This window comes from Alteromonas lipotrueiana (assembly GCF_019249245.1).
Taxonomy (GTDB): Bacteria; Pseudomonadota; Gammaproteobacteria; order Enterobacterales; family Alteromonadaceae; genus Alteromonas; species Alteromonas lipotrueiana.
Map to the genome: position 1 here is coordinate 143,019 of NZ_JAESDK010000004.1, position 18,361 is coordinate 161,379.

The 18,361-nt window shown below is 46.5% G+C and carries 11 protein-coding genes and 1 pseudogene; 9 read left to right on the forward strand and 3 right to left on the reverse strand.

Translation table 11 applies throughout. The features are described from left to right. The first annotated feature begins 352 nt into the window (after positions 1 to 352). Both pnp and JK130_RS04580 read left to right on the forward strand, forming a co-directional pair. Positions 353 to 2,473 carry a polyribonucleotide nucleotidyltransferase gene (gene pnp / locus JK130_RS04575; protein WP_218353036.1) on the forward strand — a complete coding sequence of 707 codons (2,121 nt, stop codon included), beginning with the start codon at positions 353 to 355 and terminating at the stop codon, positions 2,471 to 2,473. A gap of 81 nt (positions 2,474 to 2,554) precedes the next feature. After that, positions 2,555 to 2,848 (forward strand): DUF1244 domain-containing protein, encoded by a 294-nt coding sequence (locus tag JK130_RS04580; protein WP_218353037.1) that lies wholly within the window; start codon positions 2,555 to 2,557, stop codon positions 2,846 to 2,848. Positions 2,849 to 2,870: 22 nt separating this feature from the next. Here JK130_RS04580 and JK130_RS04585 read toward each other — a convergent pair. Then, positions 2,871 to 3,317 (reverse strand): annotated as a pseudogene (locus JK130_RS04585) (cytidine deaminase); the annotation flags it as partial. Positions 3,318 to 3,446: 129 nt separating this feature from the next. Between JK130_RS04585 and nlpI the strand changes: the two are divergent. Then, entirely contained in the window at positions 3,447 to 4,334 is an 888-nt protein-coding gene (nlpI, locus tag JK130_RS04590) for a lipoprotein NlpI (RefSeq protein WP_218353039.1), read from the forward strand. A 9-nt stretch (positions 4,335 to 4,343) separates the two neighbouring features. Then, positions 4,344 to 5,813 carry a tetratricopeptide repeat protein gene (locus JK130_RS04595; protein WP_218353040.1) on the forward strand — a complete coding sequence of 490 codons (1,470 nt, stop codon included), beginning with the start codon at positions 4,344 to 4,346 and terminating at the stop codon, positions 5,811 to 5,813. Here JK130_RS04595 and cysZ read toward each other — a convergent pair whose 3' ends face one another. Further along, positions 5,814 to 6,563, reverse strand: coding sequence for a sulfate transporter CysZ (gene cysZ / locus JK130_RS04600; protein ID WP_218353094.1), 750 nt, complete (start codon positions 6,561 to 6,563; stop codon positions 5,814 to 5,816). A gap of 217 nt (positions 6,564 to 6,780) precedes the next feature. Here cysZ and smc point away from each other — a divergent pair, with 217 nt between their 5' ends. The 3 genes from smc to ligA all read left to right on the forward strand — a co-directional run bounded on the left by smc (position 6,781) and on the right by ligA (position 13,536). Beyond that, positions 6,781 to 10,245 (forward strand): chromosome segregation protein SMC, encoded by a 3,465-nt coding sequence (gene smc / locus JK130_RS04605; RefSeq protein WP_218353041.1) that lies wholly within the window; start codon positions 6,781 to 6,783, stop codon positions 10,243 to 10,245. Positions 10,246 to 10,643: 398 nt separating this feature from the next. Next, positions 10,644 to 11,444 carry a cell division protein ZipA gene (gene zipA, locus JK130_RS04610; protein ID WP_425514588.1) on the forward strand — a complete coding sequence of 267 codons (801 nt, stop codon included), beginning with the start codon at positions 10,644 to 10,646 and terminating at the stop codon, positions 11,442 to 11,444. Between the two features lie 52 nt (positions 11,445 to 11,496). Then, entirely contained in the window at positions 11,497 to 13,536 is a 2,040-nt protein-coding gene (gene ligA / locus JK130_RS04615; protein ID WP_218353043.1) for an NAD-dependent DNA ligase LigA, read from the forward strand. Positions 13,537 to 13,550: 14 nt separating this feature from the next. Here the strand turns inward: ligA and JK130_RS04620 are convergent, their stop codons facing one another. Next, positions 13,551 to 14,081, reverse strand: coding sequence for a DUF2062 domain-containing protein (locus JK130_RS04620; RefSeq protein ID WP_218353095.1), 531 nt, complete (start codon positions 14,079 to 14,081; stop codon positions 13,551 to 13,553). Positions 14,082 to 14,121: 40 nt separating this feature from the next. Here JK130_RS04620 and JK130_RS04625 point away from each other — a divergent pair, with 40 nt between their 5' ends. Continuing rightward, complete coding sequence (locus JK130_RS04625; RefSeq protein ID WP_218353044.1) at positions 14,122 to 16,497, forward strand: DNA internalization-related competence protein ComEC/Rec2; 2,376 nt, start codon at positions 14,122 to 14,124, stop codon at positions 16,495 to 16,497. A gap of 113 nt (positions 16,498 to 16,610) precedes the next feature. After that, positions 16,611 to 18,359, forward strand: coding sequence for a lipid A export permease/ATP-binding protein MsbA (msbA, locus tag JK130_RS04630; RefSeq protein ID WP_218353045.1), 1,749 nt, complete (start codon positions 16,611 to 16,613; stop codon positions 18,357 to 18,359). Positions 18,360 to 18,361: the final 2 nt, after the last annotated feature.

Consider the following 18,361-nt stretch of genomic DNA (forward strand, 5'->3'; position numbering starts at 1 on the left):
ATACCCACTTATTTTGCCGGTATTCAATAATAAGTATACGTGCTAACGCCTAATGTAGGTAAAAAGAGGTAGGGCCATAATTGTTTATTTATGAAAATACCCTCTTAAATATAATAAAAGGTGAGAAAATTTGGCACTGCCGGTAATGGCTGATAGGGTAGCAGGCGTGTTTTACCTGCATTTAATTGTGCCTGGAATAAAAAGCACCCATATTTATACCTGCATAGTACCTGAAGATTCATAGCAACGCGGGCTACGGATAGATTTACAATGGTATTGGCGGGGTTTCAAAGCTATACTATGCGCCGCGTTTAAAAGCGAAATATAAAGACAGATATTTAAAGGACAACTAGTGACTCCTATTACTAAATCATTTCAGTATGGTCAGCATACTGTCACTCTAGAGACCGGTGTAATTGCTCGTCAGGCCACTGCTGCTGTAATGGCAAGCATGGATGACACGTCGGTTTTAGTTACCGTCGTTGGCAAAAAAGAAGCCAAACCTGACCAGAGTTTTTTTCCATTAACGGTTAATTACCAGGAAAAAACGTATGCAGCGGGTAAAATTCCGGGCGGCTTCTTCAAGCGTGAAGGCCGTCCATCAGAAGGTGAAACCCTAACCGCGCGTCTTATTGACCGCCCAATTCGTCCTTTATTTCCTGAAGGATTTAAAAACGAAGTACAGGTTGTGGTTACCGTAATGTCAGCTAACCCTGACATTCCTACTGACATCGTATCTATGATTGGTACATCAGCGGCGTTGTCTATTTCAGGCATCCCTTTCAGTGGACCGATTGGTGCGGCGCGCGTAGGTTATACCGACGGCGAATACATTTTAAATACCCGAGCTTCTGAACAAGAAGAAAGCGAACTTGATCTGGTAGTCGCGGGTACTGAAGGCGCAGTATTAATGGTTGAGTCTGAAGCCAACGTGCTTTCAGAAGACGTGATGCTGGGTGCGGTTATGTTCGGTCATGAACAACTTCAGGCTGTGGTAACTGCGGTAAATGAATTTGCAGCTGAAGTTGCAACTCCGTCGTGGAACTGGCAGGCGCCGGCAGAAAATACCTCTTTGAAAGAAAAGGTTAAGGCTGCTGCACAATCTGGAATGACAGAAGCTTACCAAATTTCTGACAAGCTAGAGCGCAAAGACGCGATTACCGCGGTTAACGAAAAAGCCTTGGCAGAAATTACGACGGCTGACGAAGACCAGGATAAAAAAGAAGTGCTTGATTTACTGCATGAGCTTGAAAGCGATGTAGTACGTTCGCGCATTCTTTCTGGCGAACCACGAATTGATGGCCGTGACCCGGCAATGATTCGTGCACTTGACGTGGCAACAGGCATTTTACCCCGTACTCATGGCTCTGCTTTGTTCACCCGTGGTGAAACACAGGCAATCGTTGCAGCAACATTGGGTACCGAGCGCGATGCTCAGATGATCGATGAGTTGCAAGGCCGTCGTGACAGCCGTTTTATGCTGCATTATAACTTTCCTCCATACTGCGTAGGCGAAACCGGTATGATTGGTTCGCCTAAGCGTCGTGAAATTGGTCATGGTCGTTTGGCAAAACGCGGCATCCAGGCAGTTATGCCTAGTGAAGAAGAATTTCCGTATGTTGTACGTGTAGTCTCTGAAATTACAGAGTCTAACGGTTCATCTTCAATGGCTTCGGTTTGTGGTACTTCTCTGGCACTTATGGATGCAGGCGTACCGATTAAAGCTTCTGTTGCCGGTATTGCTATGGGTCTGGTTAAAAGTGATGACAACTTTGTCGTTCTGTCAGACATCCTTGGTGATGAAGATCACCTGGGTGACATGGACTTTAAAGTGGCCGGGACTACCGACGGTATCACTGCATTGCAGATGGATATCAAAATTGAAGGTATTACCAAAGAAATCATGCAGATTGCGCTTAAACAAGCAAAAGAAGCACGTCTACACATTTTGAATGTGATGGACAAAGCGATTTCGGGTCATCGCGATGAGCTTAGCGAATATGCGCCGCGCATCTATACCATGAAAATTGATCAGGACAAAATTCGTGACGTAATTGGTAAGGGCGGCGCAATGATCCGTCAGATTACCGAAGAGTCAGAGACCAACATCGAGATTGAAGATGACGGTACGATTAAGATTTTTGCTACTGAGCGTGCTAAAGCCGATATCGCAATTAGTCGTATTGAACAAGTGACCGCAGAAATCGAAGTAGGTAAAACTTACCATGGTAAAGTTACCCGCGTTGTAGATTTTGGCGCATTTGTTGAAGTGCTACCAGGTAAAGAAGGGTTGGTACATATTTCGCAAATCGCTCATGAGCGAGTAGCAAAAGTAACTGACTATTTGTCTGAAGGCCAAATGGTAGACGTGAAGGTAATGGAAATCGATCGTCAAAACCGTGTTCGCTTGAGCATCAAAGAGTTGTTGGAAAAGCCAGCGCCTAAATCTGATAACAACGAACAAGGTGAATAATACATTTGTCGTAAATGACAAAGTGAATTATTAACGATACCAAAAGGGGCCCTTGAGCCCCTTTTTTAATGGAGAACTAATATGAACAATGAAACGCAACAGGCAGTAGAAGCTGCCACCTTTCGTCGACTACTGGAGCATCTTGATAAAAACAAAGATGTGCAGAACATTGACTTAATGATTTTGGCGGATTTTTGCCGTAATTGTTTGTCTAAGTGGTATATGGCAGAAGCCCAGGAGCGCGGCGAAGAAATTGACTATGAACAGGCTCGCGAAATAGTCTATAAAATGCCTTATTCACAGTGGAAGGATAAGTACCAGTTACCGGCGACCGATGAGCAACTGGCCGCCATGCAGGCCCGCCAGACAAAATAGCGGGCGACAAGGGCTGTGCTAATTAGCTGGTGGGGGTGTTGTTGCTAAACGCGTAAGGCAGTAATTCGGCCATACTCAGGGTTTGCATTTTTCCGTCTTTGCTCGTCATAATGACCTGGGTTGACTCGTCAGAAAATTCTGCAATTTTTTGGCGACATCCACCACAGGGGAAACACAAATCTTCGGTTGGGCTGGTGATCACTATGGCCGCGATCGCCTTGTCGCCATTACATACCATATTGCCTATTGCGGTTGCTTCAGCACACTGACCTAACGGGTAAGCAACATTTTCGACATTACAGCCAGAATAGGTGTGTGTCGTTTTGCTCAAAATAGCAGCGCCCACGTTAAATCCGGAATACGGCGCATGTGCGTTGACCTGAGCCGCAGTGGCAAGATCGACAAGTTGTTTTATTTTTTTACTGTCCATACGGTACCTGTTACAGGGGAGATGAGCTTTACTTTTTTCATCAAATAAGCGATGGTGGCGCGTGACCCAGAGTAATGAAGCGGGTCTTTTTTCAGATAGAAACTTCTACCGAATCAGCCTGGTAAAGCGTCTTTGTTTTCATTAATTTAAAGTGATGCCTTTTTTAACATGCACAAAACCATAAGTCTCATCCTTTTTGCTCTGGTCGCCATTATAATGACCGGCTGCGCACAAACCCATCAGTCTGATACGGCGCCACAAATGGACAATCTGTTACTGGCTGAACCCAAGCCTATAAGCGGCAGAGCTCAGCTGGCGATTGTTCGGTACAACCAAATTTTGTCTGAAGAGCATCTGACTCAGGATGAAAGGGCAGAGTTGCATTTTCAGCGAGGCATGCTCTATGACAGTGTAGGTTTACCAGGTTTGGCCCAATACGATTTTAGCCGTGCTTTGAACATCAAGCCCGATATGGCGCCCGTATATAATTCAATGGGTATTCACTTCATCCAGCAAAGCGAATTTATACAGGCTTATGAAGCGTTTGATTCAACGTTAGATATTGACCCTGAGTACGACTTTGCTTTTTTAAATCGCGGTATTGCGTTGTACTATGGAGGGCGCTCCGATTTGGCAGTTAAAGACTTAACGACCTTCTATAAACTGGATACAAGCGACCCCTTTCGCGCGATATGGCTTTATTTTGCAATGGAGCATCAAAACCCCGCTGCCGCACCCGAGTATCTCACGTCTGCGCTTAATTCATTAGAGCCACAACACTGGGCGACCCAAATTGTCGAATTGCTACTGGGCCGAACGTCAGAAAAAGAACTGCTGGGGGTTTTGCTTAAAGGTGTCACCAGCCAGACCGAATTGACTGAACGTTTGTGTGAAGCCTACTTTTATCTTGGAAAGTATCATATGACCCTGGGCAATGAAGGCCGGGCAGCAAATTACTTTAAACTTGCCTTAAGTACGAATGTCTATGATTATGTTGAGCATCGCTATGCGCGCCTTGAACTGAATCAATTACGTCATTCAGAAACTGCAAAATAGCCGACTGACATGCGAGGATTGATAATTGCCTTACTGGCTATGGTTTTTCTCAGCGCCGATACCGCGCATTATGTACCTCAGTTGCTGGCAAATGCCAACCATTCATCAAACCCGGCTCCGGTGCTCTGGCAGGCTGCCAGAACCGGTAACTCAAAAGCCCGAACCTTGCTCACCGAATATGCGGTAACGCATGACAAACCATTTTGGTTAGAAAAGTTGGTAGGTGTGAAACACCCGTCTGCTGCATGGGCTTTATATCAATACCACGACACTGATAAGCGTGAGCATTTTTTACTACAACTAGCGGCTGAAGGCGGGGTACCAGAAGCTCAGCAAACTCTGGCAATGTCGACCGAAAATGCACAAGAGCGTGAATACTGGCTTTTACAAAGCGCTCAGCAAGGTTACAAACCTGCTCAGGCCGCCGTAGCCGACTGGTACCTGTTAAAACAACAGCCTGATAAAGCCCGGCCCTGGCTAATAAAAACCGCTCAAAGCTATCCGGCGAGCGCTTACCACCTGGGGCGTTTACTTTGGGATGACGGCAAAAAACAGCAGGGACGAAAACTTATCAAACAAGCTGCGGGGCAAGATAATCACTTAGCCCAGCGGCTTCAAAATGTATTATCTGAGTATCAGCAGCAAAACGCCAATCAGGTTAAACGCAGTGTGTGGCCCTCTGACAAAGCGTGCAAACAGCGAATCCAAATGTTCGCCACTTCGTTATCTAGTATTGAGCGCGCTCACCAACTCTATCAGCAATTTAATGCTGATGAGCGTCTAAAAACACTGCCTCTATGTGTAAAAAAACCTGTGTGGCTTTCCAAAAACACACTGAACTGTAAGAGCAACTGGAAGCAGTCTGATAGATTAGGATGTGATATTACGCCATTGGCGCCAGCTGTGGAGACACAAGACGCTACGCACGCCATTGTAGTGGCCGATTTAGGCAAGGCTAATGTCAATAACGGGGTAATGTTCTTAGATTTGTCTGATAATTACTCGGTACTGGTACACGAACTTGCTCATTTTTCCGGATTTATTGATGAATACCCCTTATCCTCCACGATGGCAACACGGTATTGTACGAAAAGTGAAGCACCCAATATGGTGGTAGACGGCGCCCTGAGCTACGCCCCGCTTTCGACCCTACAGCGATGGCAAAACGCCGACGACAATCTGGTTATCGCCGAAAGCAAAACCTGTGATGCACATCAGCAGCAGGCTTACAAACCCGCCAGTCAAATCACCTTTCTAGAGCATCATGATAGTGGGGAGATACCCGAACTGTATCTACAGCTTTGGGGACAACAACTCAACCAGCCCAAAGCGCAGCGACCTATTTACATGAACTTATTTCAAAGTTTCCACTATGCAGGCAATACGCCAGAAGCGGGTAAATGGCTGAAAAAATATCAGGAATTTAATCAGCCACCCGACTCACCACAACCCGATAGTAGCGCTCTATCCAAACCCTGATCAGCGCGTCCGCGGTGGCGTTATTTCGTTGCGTAATTCATTTACCCACATGTTTGTTGCCCCGCAAATAGCAATAGGCATAACCATAAAATTAAGCACCGGAATAAGTGAAAAGAGATTTACCATCATCCCAAAAGACAAGGCTTTTCCTTTGTGTCCCGATAAGTGGTCGCGCATCGTTTTGAAAGGTATTTTGTGGTTATCGTAGGGATAATCACAATACACAATAGCTTGCATCCATGCTGTAAAAATAAACCAGATGATTTGCCCGACAACGGGTACAAAAAGAAAAATAAGAAAAAATCCTAACGCCCTTGGCAAGTACCATAGAAATTTTGCGGTTTCACGGCCTAATGTTCGCGGAACATCTTTTATCAGACTTAGCACGCCTTCATCGCCTAAATCCTGACCGGTAAGGTGGCGTTCTACTTTTTCGGCAAGAATACCGTTGAAAGGGGCTGCTATCCAATTTGCCAGCGTGCCAAAAATCAGGCCGAAAACTAATAATACGCTTAAGACGGCTAACGGCCATAAAATATATGTGAGCGCGGTTTTAAGCCAACCTAACCACTCGGGGATCATATCGATAAGCCAGGTGATAGCTAAGGCTATCTCACCGTATAAAAAATAAAAAGCGAGACTAAACAACACCAGGTTGACCGCAAATGGCACAAAGACGAACCGTTTGAGTCCTTTTGTACGAATTAAGTCAAATCCGCTTGAAAAATAGCCAATGCCACTACGCGACATCATAATTACTCCTGTTACCCATATGACAAACAGTATACTGTTGATGTAGCAGAGTGTATCAATTGTGAATTGTTACAGCTTATGACTTCTGCTAAAGTCGAAAGATAACAATAAATCCAAGACTTTACTGCCTGAACGCTGTGACTTTACGCAATTTTTGCTCATCTGTTATTCAATTTTTTCATCCCGGCTATAGCTTGTCGCAGGAATTAAATAATTGCGACTAAAAAAAATACGCCTGGCGGGATTCAAATCTTTTGTTGAACCTACCTCATTGCTCTTCCCCGGGCAGATGACCGCTATCGTTGGGCCCAATGGTTGTGGGAAATCAAATGTAATTGATGCGGTACGCTGGGTATTGGGAGAAAGCTCAGCTAAGAATCTGCGCGGCGACGCTATGACCGATGTTATCTTCAATGGTTCGTCTGCGCGAAAGCCTGTGGGCCAATGCAGTGTAGAACTAATATTTGATAATCAAAGTGCACGCATAGGTGGCGAGTACGCTAACTACAATGAGCTATCGGTTAAACGGCTGGTCACTCGCGAAGGTCAGTCGACTTACTTTATTAATAGTTCGCGGTGCCGGCGTAAAGATGTCACCGACTTGTTTTTAGGTACCGGGCTAGGTCCAAGAAGCTACGCAATCATTGAACAGGGCACGATATCCAAACTCATAGAGTCTAAGCCCCAAGAGTTACGGATCTTTTTAGAAGAGGCCGCAGGGGTGTCTCGCTACAAAGAACGCCGGCGTGAAACTGAAACCCGTATACGCCATACTCAGGACAATTTAGAGCGGCTAAATGATGTGCGAACTGAGCTTGGTACACAGCTCGAAAAGCTTCATCAGCAAGCTCGTACCGCTCAAAAATTCAAAGAATTAAAGGCTACTGAGCGCCGTTTGAAAAGCGAGCTGAATGCTTTGCGCTGGTCTCAATTTGATACTACCGCGAGCAAACTACGGCAACATCAGCATCAGGGTGAGGCTGACCTTGAGGGGCTTCAGTCGCAGCTTCAGCGCAGCGAAACTGAACAGTCCCAGTATAAATTACAAACCGATGAGTTAAAGGCTCAGCTGGACGTATTGCAGCGCGAGCAATTTTCTGTTCGTACCGAAATAACCCGTGTTGAACAAGCAGATCTGCACCGCCAGCAGCGTTTGCAGCAGGTAGAGCGCGAGTTCAGCGAAAACGAGGAACGTAGCGAACGGATATCTGCAGAGCATGCTCAGCTACTTAACCAACGCGACAGCGCAAAAGCCAATGTTGAACGTCTGCTTCCCGAACAAGCACTAACAGAAGAGCGCCTGGCCTACAGCAAAGCAGAAGAACAAGCCGGCGAAGACGCCGTGCAAGATTTCAACAAGCTGACCTATAAAACTGAACAAGCTTTTTTAGAAGCTCGCCATCGTAATGAGCAATTACAAAGACAATTAACCCATGCCCAGGAAAACGAGCAACGGACTAAATCCCGTATTCAGCAGATTCAGGATGACTTAAAAAAGATAGATAATGATGCTGGCCTGGCGCGTATCAAAGCACTCAGAGCGCAATATGAAGTGCTATGTACACAACATGCCGAATATGAACGTGAATTACGATGTAGCGAAACCGTATTGACGTCATCAAAAGAGCAGGCGCAGGTTGCATCAGATACGTTAACTAAGCATGAAAATTCGCTGCAGTTACTGCACTCAAAATCCGCAGCACTTGAAACCCTGACAAAGGCCCGGCGACCAGCCACCAGTCAAGCTCAGGTTACCGCTTTATGGGAGCACATTAAGATAGCTTCGCAGTGGCAAATTGCTGCGCAGGCTGTATTAATGTATATGCATAATCCGTTATGGCATAAAGTCGATAAAGCGCCCGCTGCCCAGGATTATGACCATTTTCAAACCCAGCACCGAATTATTTTTAATAATGATTTTGCCGATAGCGCGAAGAAAGGCACGCTGGCTGAAAAGCTAATACCGGGCAGTAAAATACCCCACTTTTTTAATCAGGTCATCGTCGCACAAGATACCGCCCAGGCATTGTCAAAAATTGACACTCTGTCTGCATCAGCAGTAGTGGTAAGCCAGAGCGGGCTATTGTTAACCCAAAGCTGGTTTTTTCAATACGGAGAAGATGACAACCAGGGGGCTTTGGAGCTTGCTCATCAGTTAAGTGAAATTTCAAAACAGATTGATGATGAGAAAACGCTAACCAGTCAGGCCCGTGCTCATTACAATAAAGTACAAAATACGACCCACCTTGCCGTCAAAAACGCAGAGTCGACGCAACATCAGGTTCAGCACCTGGCTTTAGAGAAAAAGCAGTGCCAGCATGAACTTACCCTGGCAGAACAAAACCAGCGACAGCAGCGTGTACAGACCGAAAACCTGAACGATGAACTTACTACACTAACTGAGCTGTTAAAACGTGAGCAGTTCACTATTTGTGAAACGCAGAAGCAGTTACTTGAAGCCCGGGCAAATCAGACTTACCACGATACGCAACGAAACCAACAAGTGTCTGAACTTGAGAAAATTACGCTTCAGTACCGGTCTTTACGTGACGCCGTGAAGCAATGTCAGCAACAGTTGCATACCCAGCAGTTAACCTTGCAGCAGGAGCAACAAAATCAGCAACAGTATGACAAGCAAATTCAGCGTTTAACAGAACGGTTAGATGAGTATGCACTGCGGCGTAAACAACTGAAGCAGGAAAAGGACCAGCTAGAGGGAACTTCGCAACCGCAAAGTGCATCGCTGCAAAGTCTGCTTGAAAAAGATACTATGTTTGAGGCTCGGATGCGCGCGATAAATGAAGCCCTCGGCACTACCCAGGAGTTGTTGCACAATGCTGACAAAGCCCACGCAGTATTAAAAAAACAAGTTGCGGAACAAAAGGGCAAAGTCGAGACACTAACCATTGATATTGAATCTGCCCGAATTCATGCACAAGCCATTGTTGAGCATGCAGGCGTCACGGCCGATAATTTACGTGACATTGTCAGCTCTATGCCCGAGCAAGCCAACGAAAAAAGTTGGCAACGCGCTGTCGATAAAAATACGATGGCACTTGATGAATTAGGCGCGGTGAACCTGGCTGCGGTAGAAGAGTATGAAACTCAGGCGCAACGACAGGCGCATTTAAACGAACAATACTATGATTTGACGGAAGCACTGGAAACTTTGAACAGTGCAATACGAAAAATAGACAAAGAAACCCGACAGCGGTTTACCGAAACGTTTAACCAGGTCAATGCCGATTTACAGGCTCTGTTTCCAAAAGTGTTCGGGGGTGGGGCGGCTTATCTCGAGCTCACCCAAAGTGATGTTCTGGAGGCGGGCGTAACGATTATGGCTCAGCCTCCGGGTAAGAAAAATAGCACAATTCATCTATTAAGCGGTGGAGAAAAAGCGCTAACCGCTTTATCATTGGTATTTGCAATTTTCAGGCTGAATCCGGCGCCATTTTGTTTGCTGGATGAAGTAGATGCACCATTGGATGATGCCAATGTGGTGCGGTTTTGTAATCTGGTGTCTCAGATGTCAGACTCGGTGCAGTTTATATATATTACTCACAATAAAATTGCGATGGAAATGGCGACCCATCTTACTGGCGTGACCATGGCGGAGCCAGGGGTTTCAAGAATGGTAGCAGTAGATGTCGACGACGCTATGGCGTTTGTAGAAGCATAACAAAGGGCGATTTAATAAAGATGGAAGATGAATTACGTCTGTCACTACTGATTGTTGGTACGATTATTATTGTCGCGGTACTGGCGCACGGTATTTGGAAAATTAGAAAAAACAGCGCCCCGTCGACAAGACGTAAACGGGTAGAACCCGGTCAGTGGGATGAAACCGAGTATCGGGATAACAGTTGGCATACGACAAAAGCGCGTAACGAGCATGATGAAAACTCTGATTTTGATGATTTGGGTTTAGGTAAAGTTCGGGTCGTGGGCGCCGAGCCTGTCGATGAGCAAGCGGGTGATGCGACTGAAAACGTCAGCTTTACGGCTCATACTGATGAGTCGACTGAACAGGCGAATCAAAAGTTATACGGCTCAGTGGTTACAAACCCTAAACCGCACATGCAACGGGCCCATCACGAAGAGCCTGAGACCAAATCAGAGCCTTTACCCGATCCCCCCGACTTTTTACTAAAGCAAAAGCAGGACAAAGCAGATACCAATAACGGCGCAGATACCAATAACGACGCAGATGCCCAGTCTACAAATAGCGCGGGTAGCCGCACTGCCAATGCCGATATGCAAAGTAATGGACAAGCCGCATCGCAAGCTGCTGACCACGACGATTCCCGGCCTGGTAACGAACAAAGCAGTAGCGCCAGAGCCCAGGCCCGCCAAGAACCTGAATTAGAATCGTCATCTTCTGACAATACCGGCGCTCAGTCGCAAGGTAGCGTCGATACCAAAGAAGCACAAAAACCAACCTCAGAGCCACAGCAGGTGTTGGTTATCAATGTACGTGCCTCCGATGACAATCCCATATCAGGCGCAGCTTTATTGCCTATGCTGCTGACACTGGGCTTTAAGTTTGGGGATCAGGATATATTTCACCGGCATACAAGCGCCGATGGCAATGGACCGGTATTATTTAGTTTAGCAAATATGTTTAAACCCGGGGTTTTTGACATCGATAACCTGGAAACTTTTACCACGGTGGGCGTTTCGTTATTTATGATTTTACCGGTTGACGGTGATACTCATCAGGTTTTCAATATGATGCATAATGCCGCCCGAAAAATTGCCGATGAGTTTGATGCGCAAATTCTGGATGGTCGCAGAAGCGTGCTGACTAAGCAGGGTTTACAGCAGTATTTTGAAAAGATTCGCGATTTTGAGCGGCGCAGCATGCTCTCACGAGCATAATCTTAATTCAAAGCCATCCATTGGGGTGGCTTTTTAATTTTAAAAGTAAGCTATGTCAAAACAATCATATTCTATTGAGCAGCAAATTGAAGCCCTACGCCAGACACTTCGTCACTATAATCATGAATATTATGTACTGGACGCACCTAGTGTTCCTGACGCCCAATACGATAGAGCCATGCAAGAGCTTATTGCATTGGAGCAGGCTCACCCCGAATTTTTAGCATCAGATTCACCCTCGCAAAAAGTAGGCGGCGCCCCGCTTAGCGCTTTTGAACAAGTGGTTCATGATGTTCCGATGCTGTCATTAGACAACGCTTTTGACGACGCTTCCTTACTGGCTTTTGAAAAACGTCTGCGCGATCGTCTGAAATCAACGCAAACCATTACATTTAGCTGCGAACCAAAATTAGATGGGTTGGCGGTCAGTTTGTTGTACGAAAAGGGTGAGTTGGTGCGGGCAGCGACCCGTGGCGACGGCCAGGTAGGCGAAAATATCACCCAAAATGTACGCACCATTCAAAATATTCCACACACGCTAAAAGGTGACCAGATTCCTGAACGGGTAGAAATACGCGGAGAGGTATTTATGCCAAAAGCGGGTTTTGAAAAATTGAATAAGCGGCAAAAAGCAAAGGATGCAAAAGTGTTTGCGAACCCGCGCAATGCTGCGGCAGGAAGTTTGCGACAACTTGATTCAAGAATTACTGCAAAACGCCCTCTTATGTTTTACACCTACTCGCTGGGGGTTGTTACCCCTGAGTCATTTGTGCTGCCTGAAACACACAGTCAGCGCTTGAGGTTGGTCGAAAAGTGGGGCATGCCGCTTTGCCCTGACATTTCAACCGCCCAGGGTGGCGAGGGGTGTTTAGAGTATTACCGACATATATTGCAGTCTCGCGATCAGCTGCCCTATGACATTGACGGTGTGGTATTTAAAGTGGATTCTAGTGCGCTCCAAAATACCCTGGGGTTTGTGGCTAAAGCGCCGCGCTGGGCCATTGCTCAAAAATTTCCGGCCCAGGAAGAAATGACCCGATTAACTGCGGTTGAATTTCAGGTGGGGCGGACCGGGGCAATCACGCCGGTAGCCCGGCTTGAACCGGTGTTTGTCGGCGGGGTTACCGTTTCTAATGCAACCCTTCACAATCAGGATGAAATAGACCGGCTTGGCGTGAAAGTGGGTGACACGGTCGTGATTCGCCGGGCCGGAGATGTTATTCCTCAGGTGGTCTCCGTTGTTTTGAATGAACGCCCGGATGGCGCTTATGCTATTGAGTTTCCGGTACACTGCCCGGTATGTTCATCGCAAGTCGAAAAGCTCGAAGATGAAGCGGTGGCGCGGTGCACCGGGGGGTTAATTTGCGCAGCGCAACGCAAACAGGCACTTAAACATTTTGCCTCTCGCAAGGCGATGGATATAGACGGTCTGGGCGACAAGCTAATTGATCAGTTAGTCGACGCTGAATTGGTAAAGAGTCCGGCTGACTTTTTTGATTTAAGTGTGTCGCAACTGATTAGTCTGGAGCGCATGGCTGAAAAATCAGCCAGTAAGCTTATTGGTGCGCTGGACGCATCAAAGCAAACGACATTGGCGAAGTTTTTATATGCTTTAGGCATTCGAGAGGTAGGCGAGGCTACGGCGAACAATCTGGCTATGCATTTTAAATCTCTGGATGCGGTGATGCAAGCCACAGTCGATGCGTTACAAGAGGTTAATGACATTGGTCATATTGTGGCTCAGCATATCTATCTGTTTTTCCAGGAGCCCCACAATAACGATATAGTAAAAGCTTTGCTAAAAGCCGGTATAAACTGGCCAGAGATAGAGCAGGCGGGTGGCGAGCTGCCTTTAGAGGGGCAAACCTGTGTGTTAACGGGCAGCTTGAGTCAAATGAGTCGCACCGATGCTAAAGCGCTGTTGCAGCAACTTGGTGCAAAAGTGGCGGGGTCGGTTTCGGCGAATACCCAGTTTTTAGTCGCAGGCGACAAAGCCGGATCCAAATTAACTAAAGCACAAGATTTGAATATAGACATTTGGAGCGAAGCCCAACTTATTGATTTTCTACAAAACCATAATGTTTATTCATAGTAACTGAAACAAGGTTACCGGGCGCTGTTTCTGGCCCGGGCCTGTCGGCGTGCATCCCACGCTTTTTGTACCGAAAAGCGCCAAATCATATTCAATCCAAAAAAGCCCATAAGCCCTGCCACAATCGAGCATATTGCGCACCCCACCAAAAATGCCGGACCCACGGTACTTAAGCTTTCAACCACCCATTGCCAGCTGAACTGAAATTCAAAATGGGTCGGTTCGGTCCCAAGTACAGTCGTGCCAACCTTATAAGCTGCGTAGAATATAGGCGGTATAGTAAAAGGATTCGTGATCCAGACCGTGGCGACAGACAACGGTAAGTTTGCACGAAAAGGAATCGCAGTCGCTGCTGACAGCCACATTTGAAAAGGGACAGGCCAGAATGCAAAAAACAAACCTATACCAAAAGCGCCTCGGGCTGAACGCCGGTTCAGATGCCATAGATTTGGTTCGTGAAGCACCGAACCAAAAATCTTCAACGCACGATTGTGTTTGATTGACTGGTGATCCGGCAAAAATCGTTTAATAAATTTTCTTGGCATAACTGGATTAAACACCACGTTCGCGCCTTAGGGCTATTCGATGATTAAGCATATCACGCTTTGGATGACATGTTTTTGCATCGCTTCGCTCTCAGCGGTTATCTGGCCTGTTTTACCTCATCCGTTTTTATTAACTGGGTGCTGGCTATTGTCAGCCTGCGGTCAGCTTATATACCGACATCACACCCGCCACGTTCTCTTTGTACCGACAAATAAACAAAAAAGTTTGCCGAGCCGCTCTCTGGTTATTCTTGCCACCGGTTTTAATGGTTTGTTATTGGGTGCTTTATGGATGGCGAGTTTAGGTTATTGGTATATCAGTTGGCAACAGCCGTCTATTAATTTTAAACAAGATAAGGTGATAACCATTACAGTGATACAAAGCTCGCCATTGGCATCTGCAGACCCTGGCTGCAAAGTTAAGGCACAACTGCACAGTCAAAACGAGTTGTTCTCATTTTTTAAGCCGCGGGTCAGACTTTACTGGCAACTTAATCAGCCCTGTCCACAGCAGGGAGACACTTTTCGCATCCAGGCACGTCTTAAGCCGGTAACTTTCCTGCGAAACCCCGGCAGCAGCGATAAAGCCCGGCAGCTGTTAAGTCAGCGAATTGTGTATACCGGCCAGATAAAGGCCGTGCTCAGCTATAACCCGTCCACCTCGGTAAACTTACATACCCGGGTTTCACGCATGTTACTTGACCTGTCTTTGCCTAATGAAAAATGGACCCTGGCATTGCTTACCGGATACCGTCAAGGTCTGAGTGCACAAGACTGGCAAATTTTGCAAAAAACCGGAACAGCACATGTATTCAGCATCTCGGGTATGCACCTGGGCCTAGTTGCTGTATGGGCGGCGCTGTTTGTCAGGGTGGGGGGCTTACCTATTATATGGGCGGCAAACCGGGCTGGCTCTCAGCCAAATATAAAACGATGGGTTACGGTATTTATGCTGTTAAGTTGTGTGGCCTATACCGCACTGGCAAACTGGCAATTGCCAGTGACCCGCGCCCTGTTGCTTATTGTCGTTTTTGTGTTAAGCCTGCAGTGTAAAGTACATCTTCACAATACGCGCCTGGCGGTATTAATGTTATTTTGCTGTGTGCTTATTTTTCCTTATGCAATTTTCGGAATGAGCCTGTACCTTAGTTTGGGCGCGGTACTATGGCTATGGTTATTGCACTGGCGTATCGCTGCGCCGGTAATCACGATAAAGCAGAAGTTACTATGGGCCGCTACACTGCAGGTGGCATTATCGGTAGGCCTGGTTCCGGTAACTATTGGCTTTTTTGACGTTATCCCCATGCTTGCCATCGTTTTTAATTTATTGTTATTGCCCGTTATCGCACTGCTATTGCCCATGGGCTTACTGGCGCTACTGATTTTGTGGTTTTCCGCAGGTTATTTTACAGGTCCTGTTTTTTGGTTCGATCATGCTTTGGGCTGGTTGGTTAGCCTATTAACGTTTTGCATCGAACACGCCCCCGCAGTAGTTAATGTCAGCTTAACGCCTAGCGTCGTAATTGCCACCCTACTGGGATTGATTATTTTGCTCTGCCCGCCTTTTCTTTATAAAAAACGTGCCTTTGTTGTATTAATGACACCTCTATTACTGAGCAGTTTGAGTTTTAACAACAAAAACTGGTATCTGCATGTGGTTGATGTCGGGCAAGGTAGTAGTCTTTTATTGAGCCGCGCCGAGCACGCAATACTGATTGATACAGGGCCGGCAAGTCCTTATGGTGCCAGTGTGTTTACCCGCCAAACAAAGCCATTGCTAAATTACTTAGGCTTGCAAAAACTTGACGAGGTATTTATCAGCCATTCAGACAATGATCATGCTGGTGGTATTGGTGATATTGAGATGCACCGTGAGCGATATCGCTTTAATTCTGAAATAATAACCGCGCAAAATCGGTGTCAGCAAGGTTATTTGAAACAATGGCAGGGCCTTGTTATAACTGCATTGTGGCCGAAGAAAGGCAATATGCTGGATAACAACAATCATTCGTGCGTATTAAATATTACCGATGGCAGCCATTCCGTTTTGATTGCGGGTGATATTGAACGCACGGCAGAATATGCTTTGCTGTATACCAATACGTTATTTGATGTTGATGTTTTGATTGCCCCGCACCATGGGAGTGCGACTTCGTCAGGCCAGGCGTTTGTTGATGCGGTTTCTCCGGATCATGTCGTGTTTACTACGGCGCGCGATAACCGGTGGCAATTTCCTCACCGGGCGGTAGTTAAGCGTTATCAGCAAGCTAATAGCACAATGCATAATACCGCAGACTCTGGTTATATTCGCTTTACTTTTGAAGCAAATAAGCCCGTTCGCGTTGTGAACGCCCAAACATTGTCTGCCCGCTGGTACCATGCAGGCGCTTCAGCAAGAGTGTGGCCAGTGTTTTAATGCGTGCCCCAAACTTTTCAGACTATAAAATCTCAAAAATGAGGTCACAGATTATGGAATTTGAGCCTGAACAGGTACACTATTGCGGATATTTTCTGAGGTGAATGAATTACATGCAACAAATAGATTATTCGAGAAGCCAGGTCAAACGTTTTTTAGGCTATCTGAGCCATTATAAACTCGAATTTGCCATTGCTATTGTAGGGATGGTGGGGTATTCCGCCTTAGATACCTATGTTGTCGCTCACCTTAAGACCCTTATTGATGAGTCCTTGTCGAATAACGACAGCGCCTTTTTGCGCATGGCAGCCTATGCCATTGTGCCACTGTTTATCCTGCGCGGTATTTTTAATTTTATGGGTACTTATACCATTAACTGGATTGGTGCCAAGGTGGTGATGCGAATGCGTCAGCAACTCTTTGAAAAATACCTGCATTTGCCAGTTTCCTTCCATGATACACAATCGGTTGGTAGTTTAATCAGTAAAGTGACCTACGATACCGAACAGGTAGCCGCCGCTGCCGGTAAAGCATTTCTTACGTTGGTACGAGAGGGCGCCTTAGTCATAGGACTGTTAGGAGTGATGTTTTATTACTCATGGCAGTTGTCACTGATTTTTCTGTTAATCGGGCCGGTTGTTGCGGTCATTGTTACGATAGTTAGTAAGCGTTTTCGTAAAGTCAGTCGTAGTATTCAACAGTCGATGGGCAGCGTGACTGCGGCGGTGGAACAAGCGGTAAAAGGGCATAAAGTCATTTTGATGTTCGGCGGTCAAAAGATTGAACAAGACCGATTTGAAGCTAAGAACAACCATAACCGTCAGCAAAATATGAAACTGAATGTAACGCAGATTCTGAGCGTTTCCTCGATTCAGGTTATTGCATCAATCGCACTGGCCTTTGTGTTGTACCTGGCCAGTATGCCGTCGATGATGGAAGATCTCACCGCCGGTACATTTGTGAGTGTGGTGTTCTATATGGTGATGTTACTCAAACCCTTAAAACAGCTAACCACCGTTAATAATCAGTTTCAAAAAGGAATGGCAGCGTGCAGCAGTATCTTTGAATTGCTCGATACTCACAATGAAGATAATTCGGGTACAACCTCATTAGAGCGCGCGCAGGGTAAGATTGAATTTAAAAACGTTACCTTTACCTACCCGGGCAAATCTACGCCGGCGCTGACCAATGTCTCGTTTAGCGCAAGCCCCGGCGAGACAGTGGCACTGGTGGGGCGTTCAGGCGGCGGAAAATCGACCATATCGGCCCTGATGACACGCTTTTATACCGCTCAGCAGGGCAGTGTAATGATTGATGGCATACCCCTGGAAAAGATTGAGCTGAAATCGTTGCGACGCCAGTTTGCCTTGGTTTCTCAGCATGTTGTGCTATTTAATGACACCGTTGCCAACAATATTGCCTACGGTGCCAATGAGTCAGTTTCACAAAGCGATATCAATGAAGCGGCCCGTATGGCCCATGTATCAGAGTTTGTTGATGCTCTGCCTGAAGGTATGGACACGATAGTTGGAGAAAACGGCCTGATGCTTTCAGGGGGGCAACGCCAGCGAATAGCAATAGCCCGGGCAATTTTGGCACGTGCGCCTATTTTGATATTAGACGAGGCAACGTCAGCGCTGGATACTGAGTCAGAACGACTGATTCAGGATGCATTAGAAAAACTCCAGAAATCATGCACCAGTCTGGTGGTGGCGCACCGGCTATCCACGATCGAGTCTGCCGACCAAATTATGGTGGTAGAACAAGGCGAAATAATAGAGCGTGGCCGCCATCATGAACTACTTGAAAACAAAGGGCCTTATTATCAGCTGCACGCGCTGCAGTTTGGCGAAAAGTCTTAGGG

What these genes read in the sequence shown, in the direction of transcription:
- msbA (WP_218353045.1), top strand. Translation starts at nt 16,611, where the DNA reads ATGCAACAAATAGATTATTCGAGAAGCCAGGTCAAACGTTTTTTAGGC.
- JK130_RS04595 (WP_218353040.1), top strand. Translation starts at nt 4,344, where the DNA reads ATGCGAGGATTGATAATTGCCTTACTGGCTATGGTTTTTCTCAGCGCC.
- JK130_RS04620 (WP_218353095.1), bottom strand. Translation starts at nt 14,081, where the DNA reads ATGCCAAGAAAATTTATTAAACGATTTTTGCCGGATCACCAGTCAATC.
- JK130_RS04625 (WP_218353044.1), top strand. Translation starts at nt 14,122, where the DNA reads ATGATTAAGCATATCACGCTTTGGATGACATGTTTTTGCATCGCTTCG.
- cysZ (WP_218353094.1), bottom strand. Translation starts at nt 6,563, where the DNA reads ATGTCGCGTAGTGGCATTGGCTATTTTTCAAGCGGATTTGACTTAATT.
- zipA (WP_425514588.1), top strand. Translation starts at nt 10,644, where the DNA reads ATGCAACGGGCCCATCACGAAGAGCCTGAGACCAAATCAGAGCCTTTA.
- ligA (WP_218353043.1), top strand. Translation starts at nt 11,497, where the DNA reads ATGTCAAAACAATCATATTCTATTGAGCAGCAAATTGAAGCCCTACGC.
- nlpI (WP_218353039.1), top strand. Translation starts at nt 3,447, where the DNA reads ATGCACAAAACCATAAGTCTCATCCTTTTTGCTCTGGTCGCCATTATA.
- JK130_RS04580 (WP_218353037.1), top strand. Translation starts at nt 2,555, where the DNA reads ATGAACAATGAAACGCAACAGGCAGTAGAAGCTGCCACCTTTCGTCGA.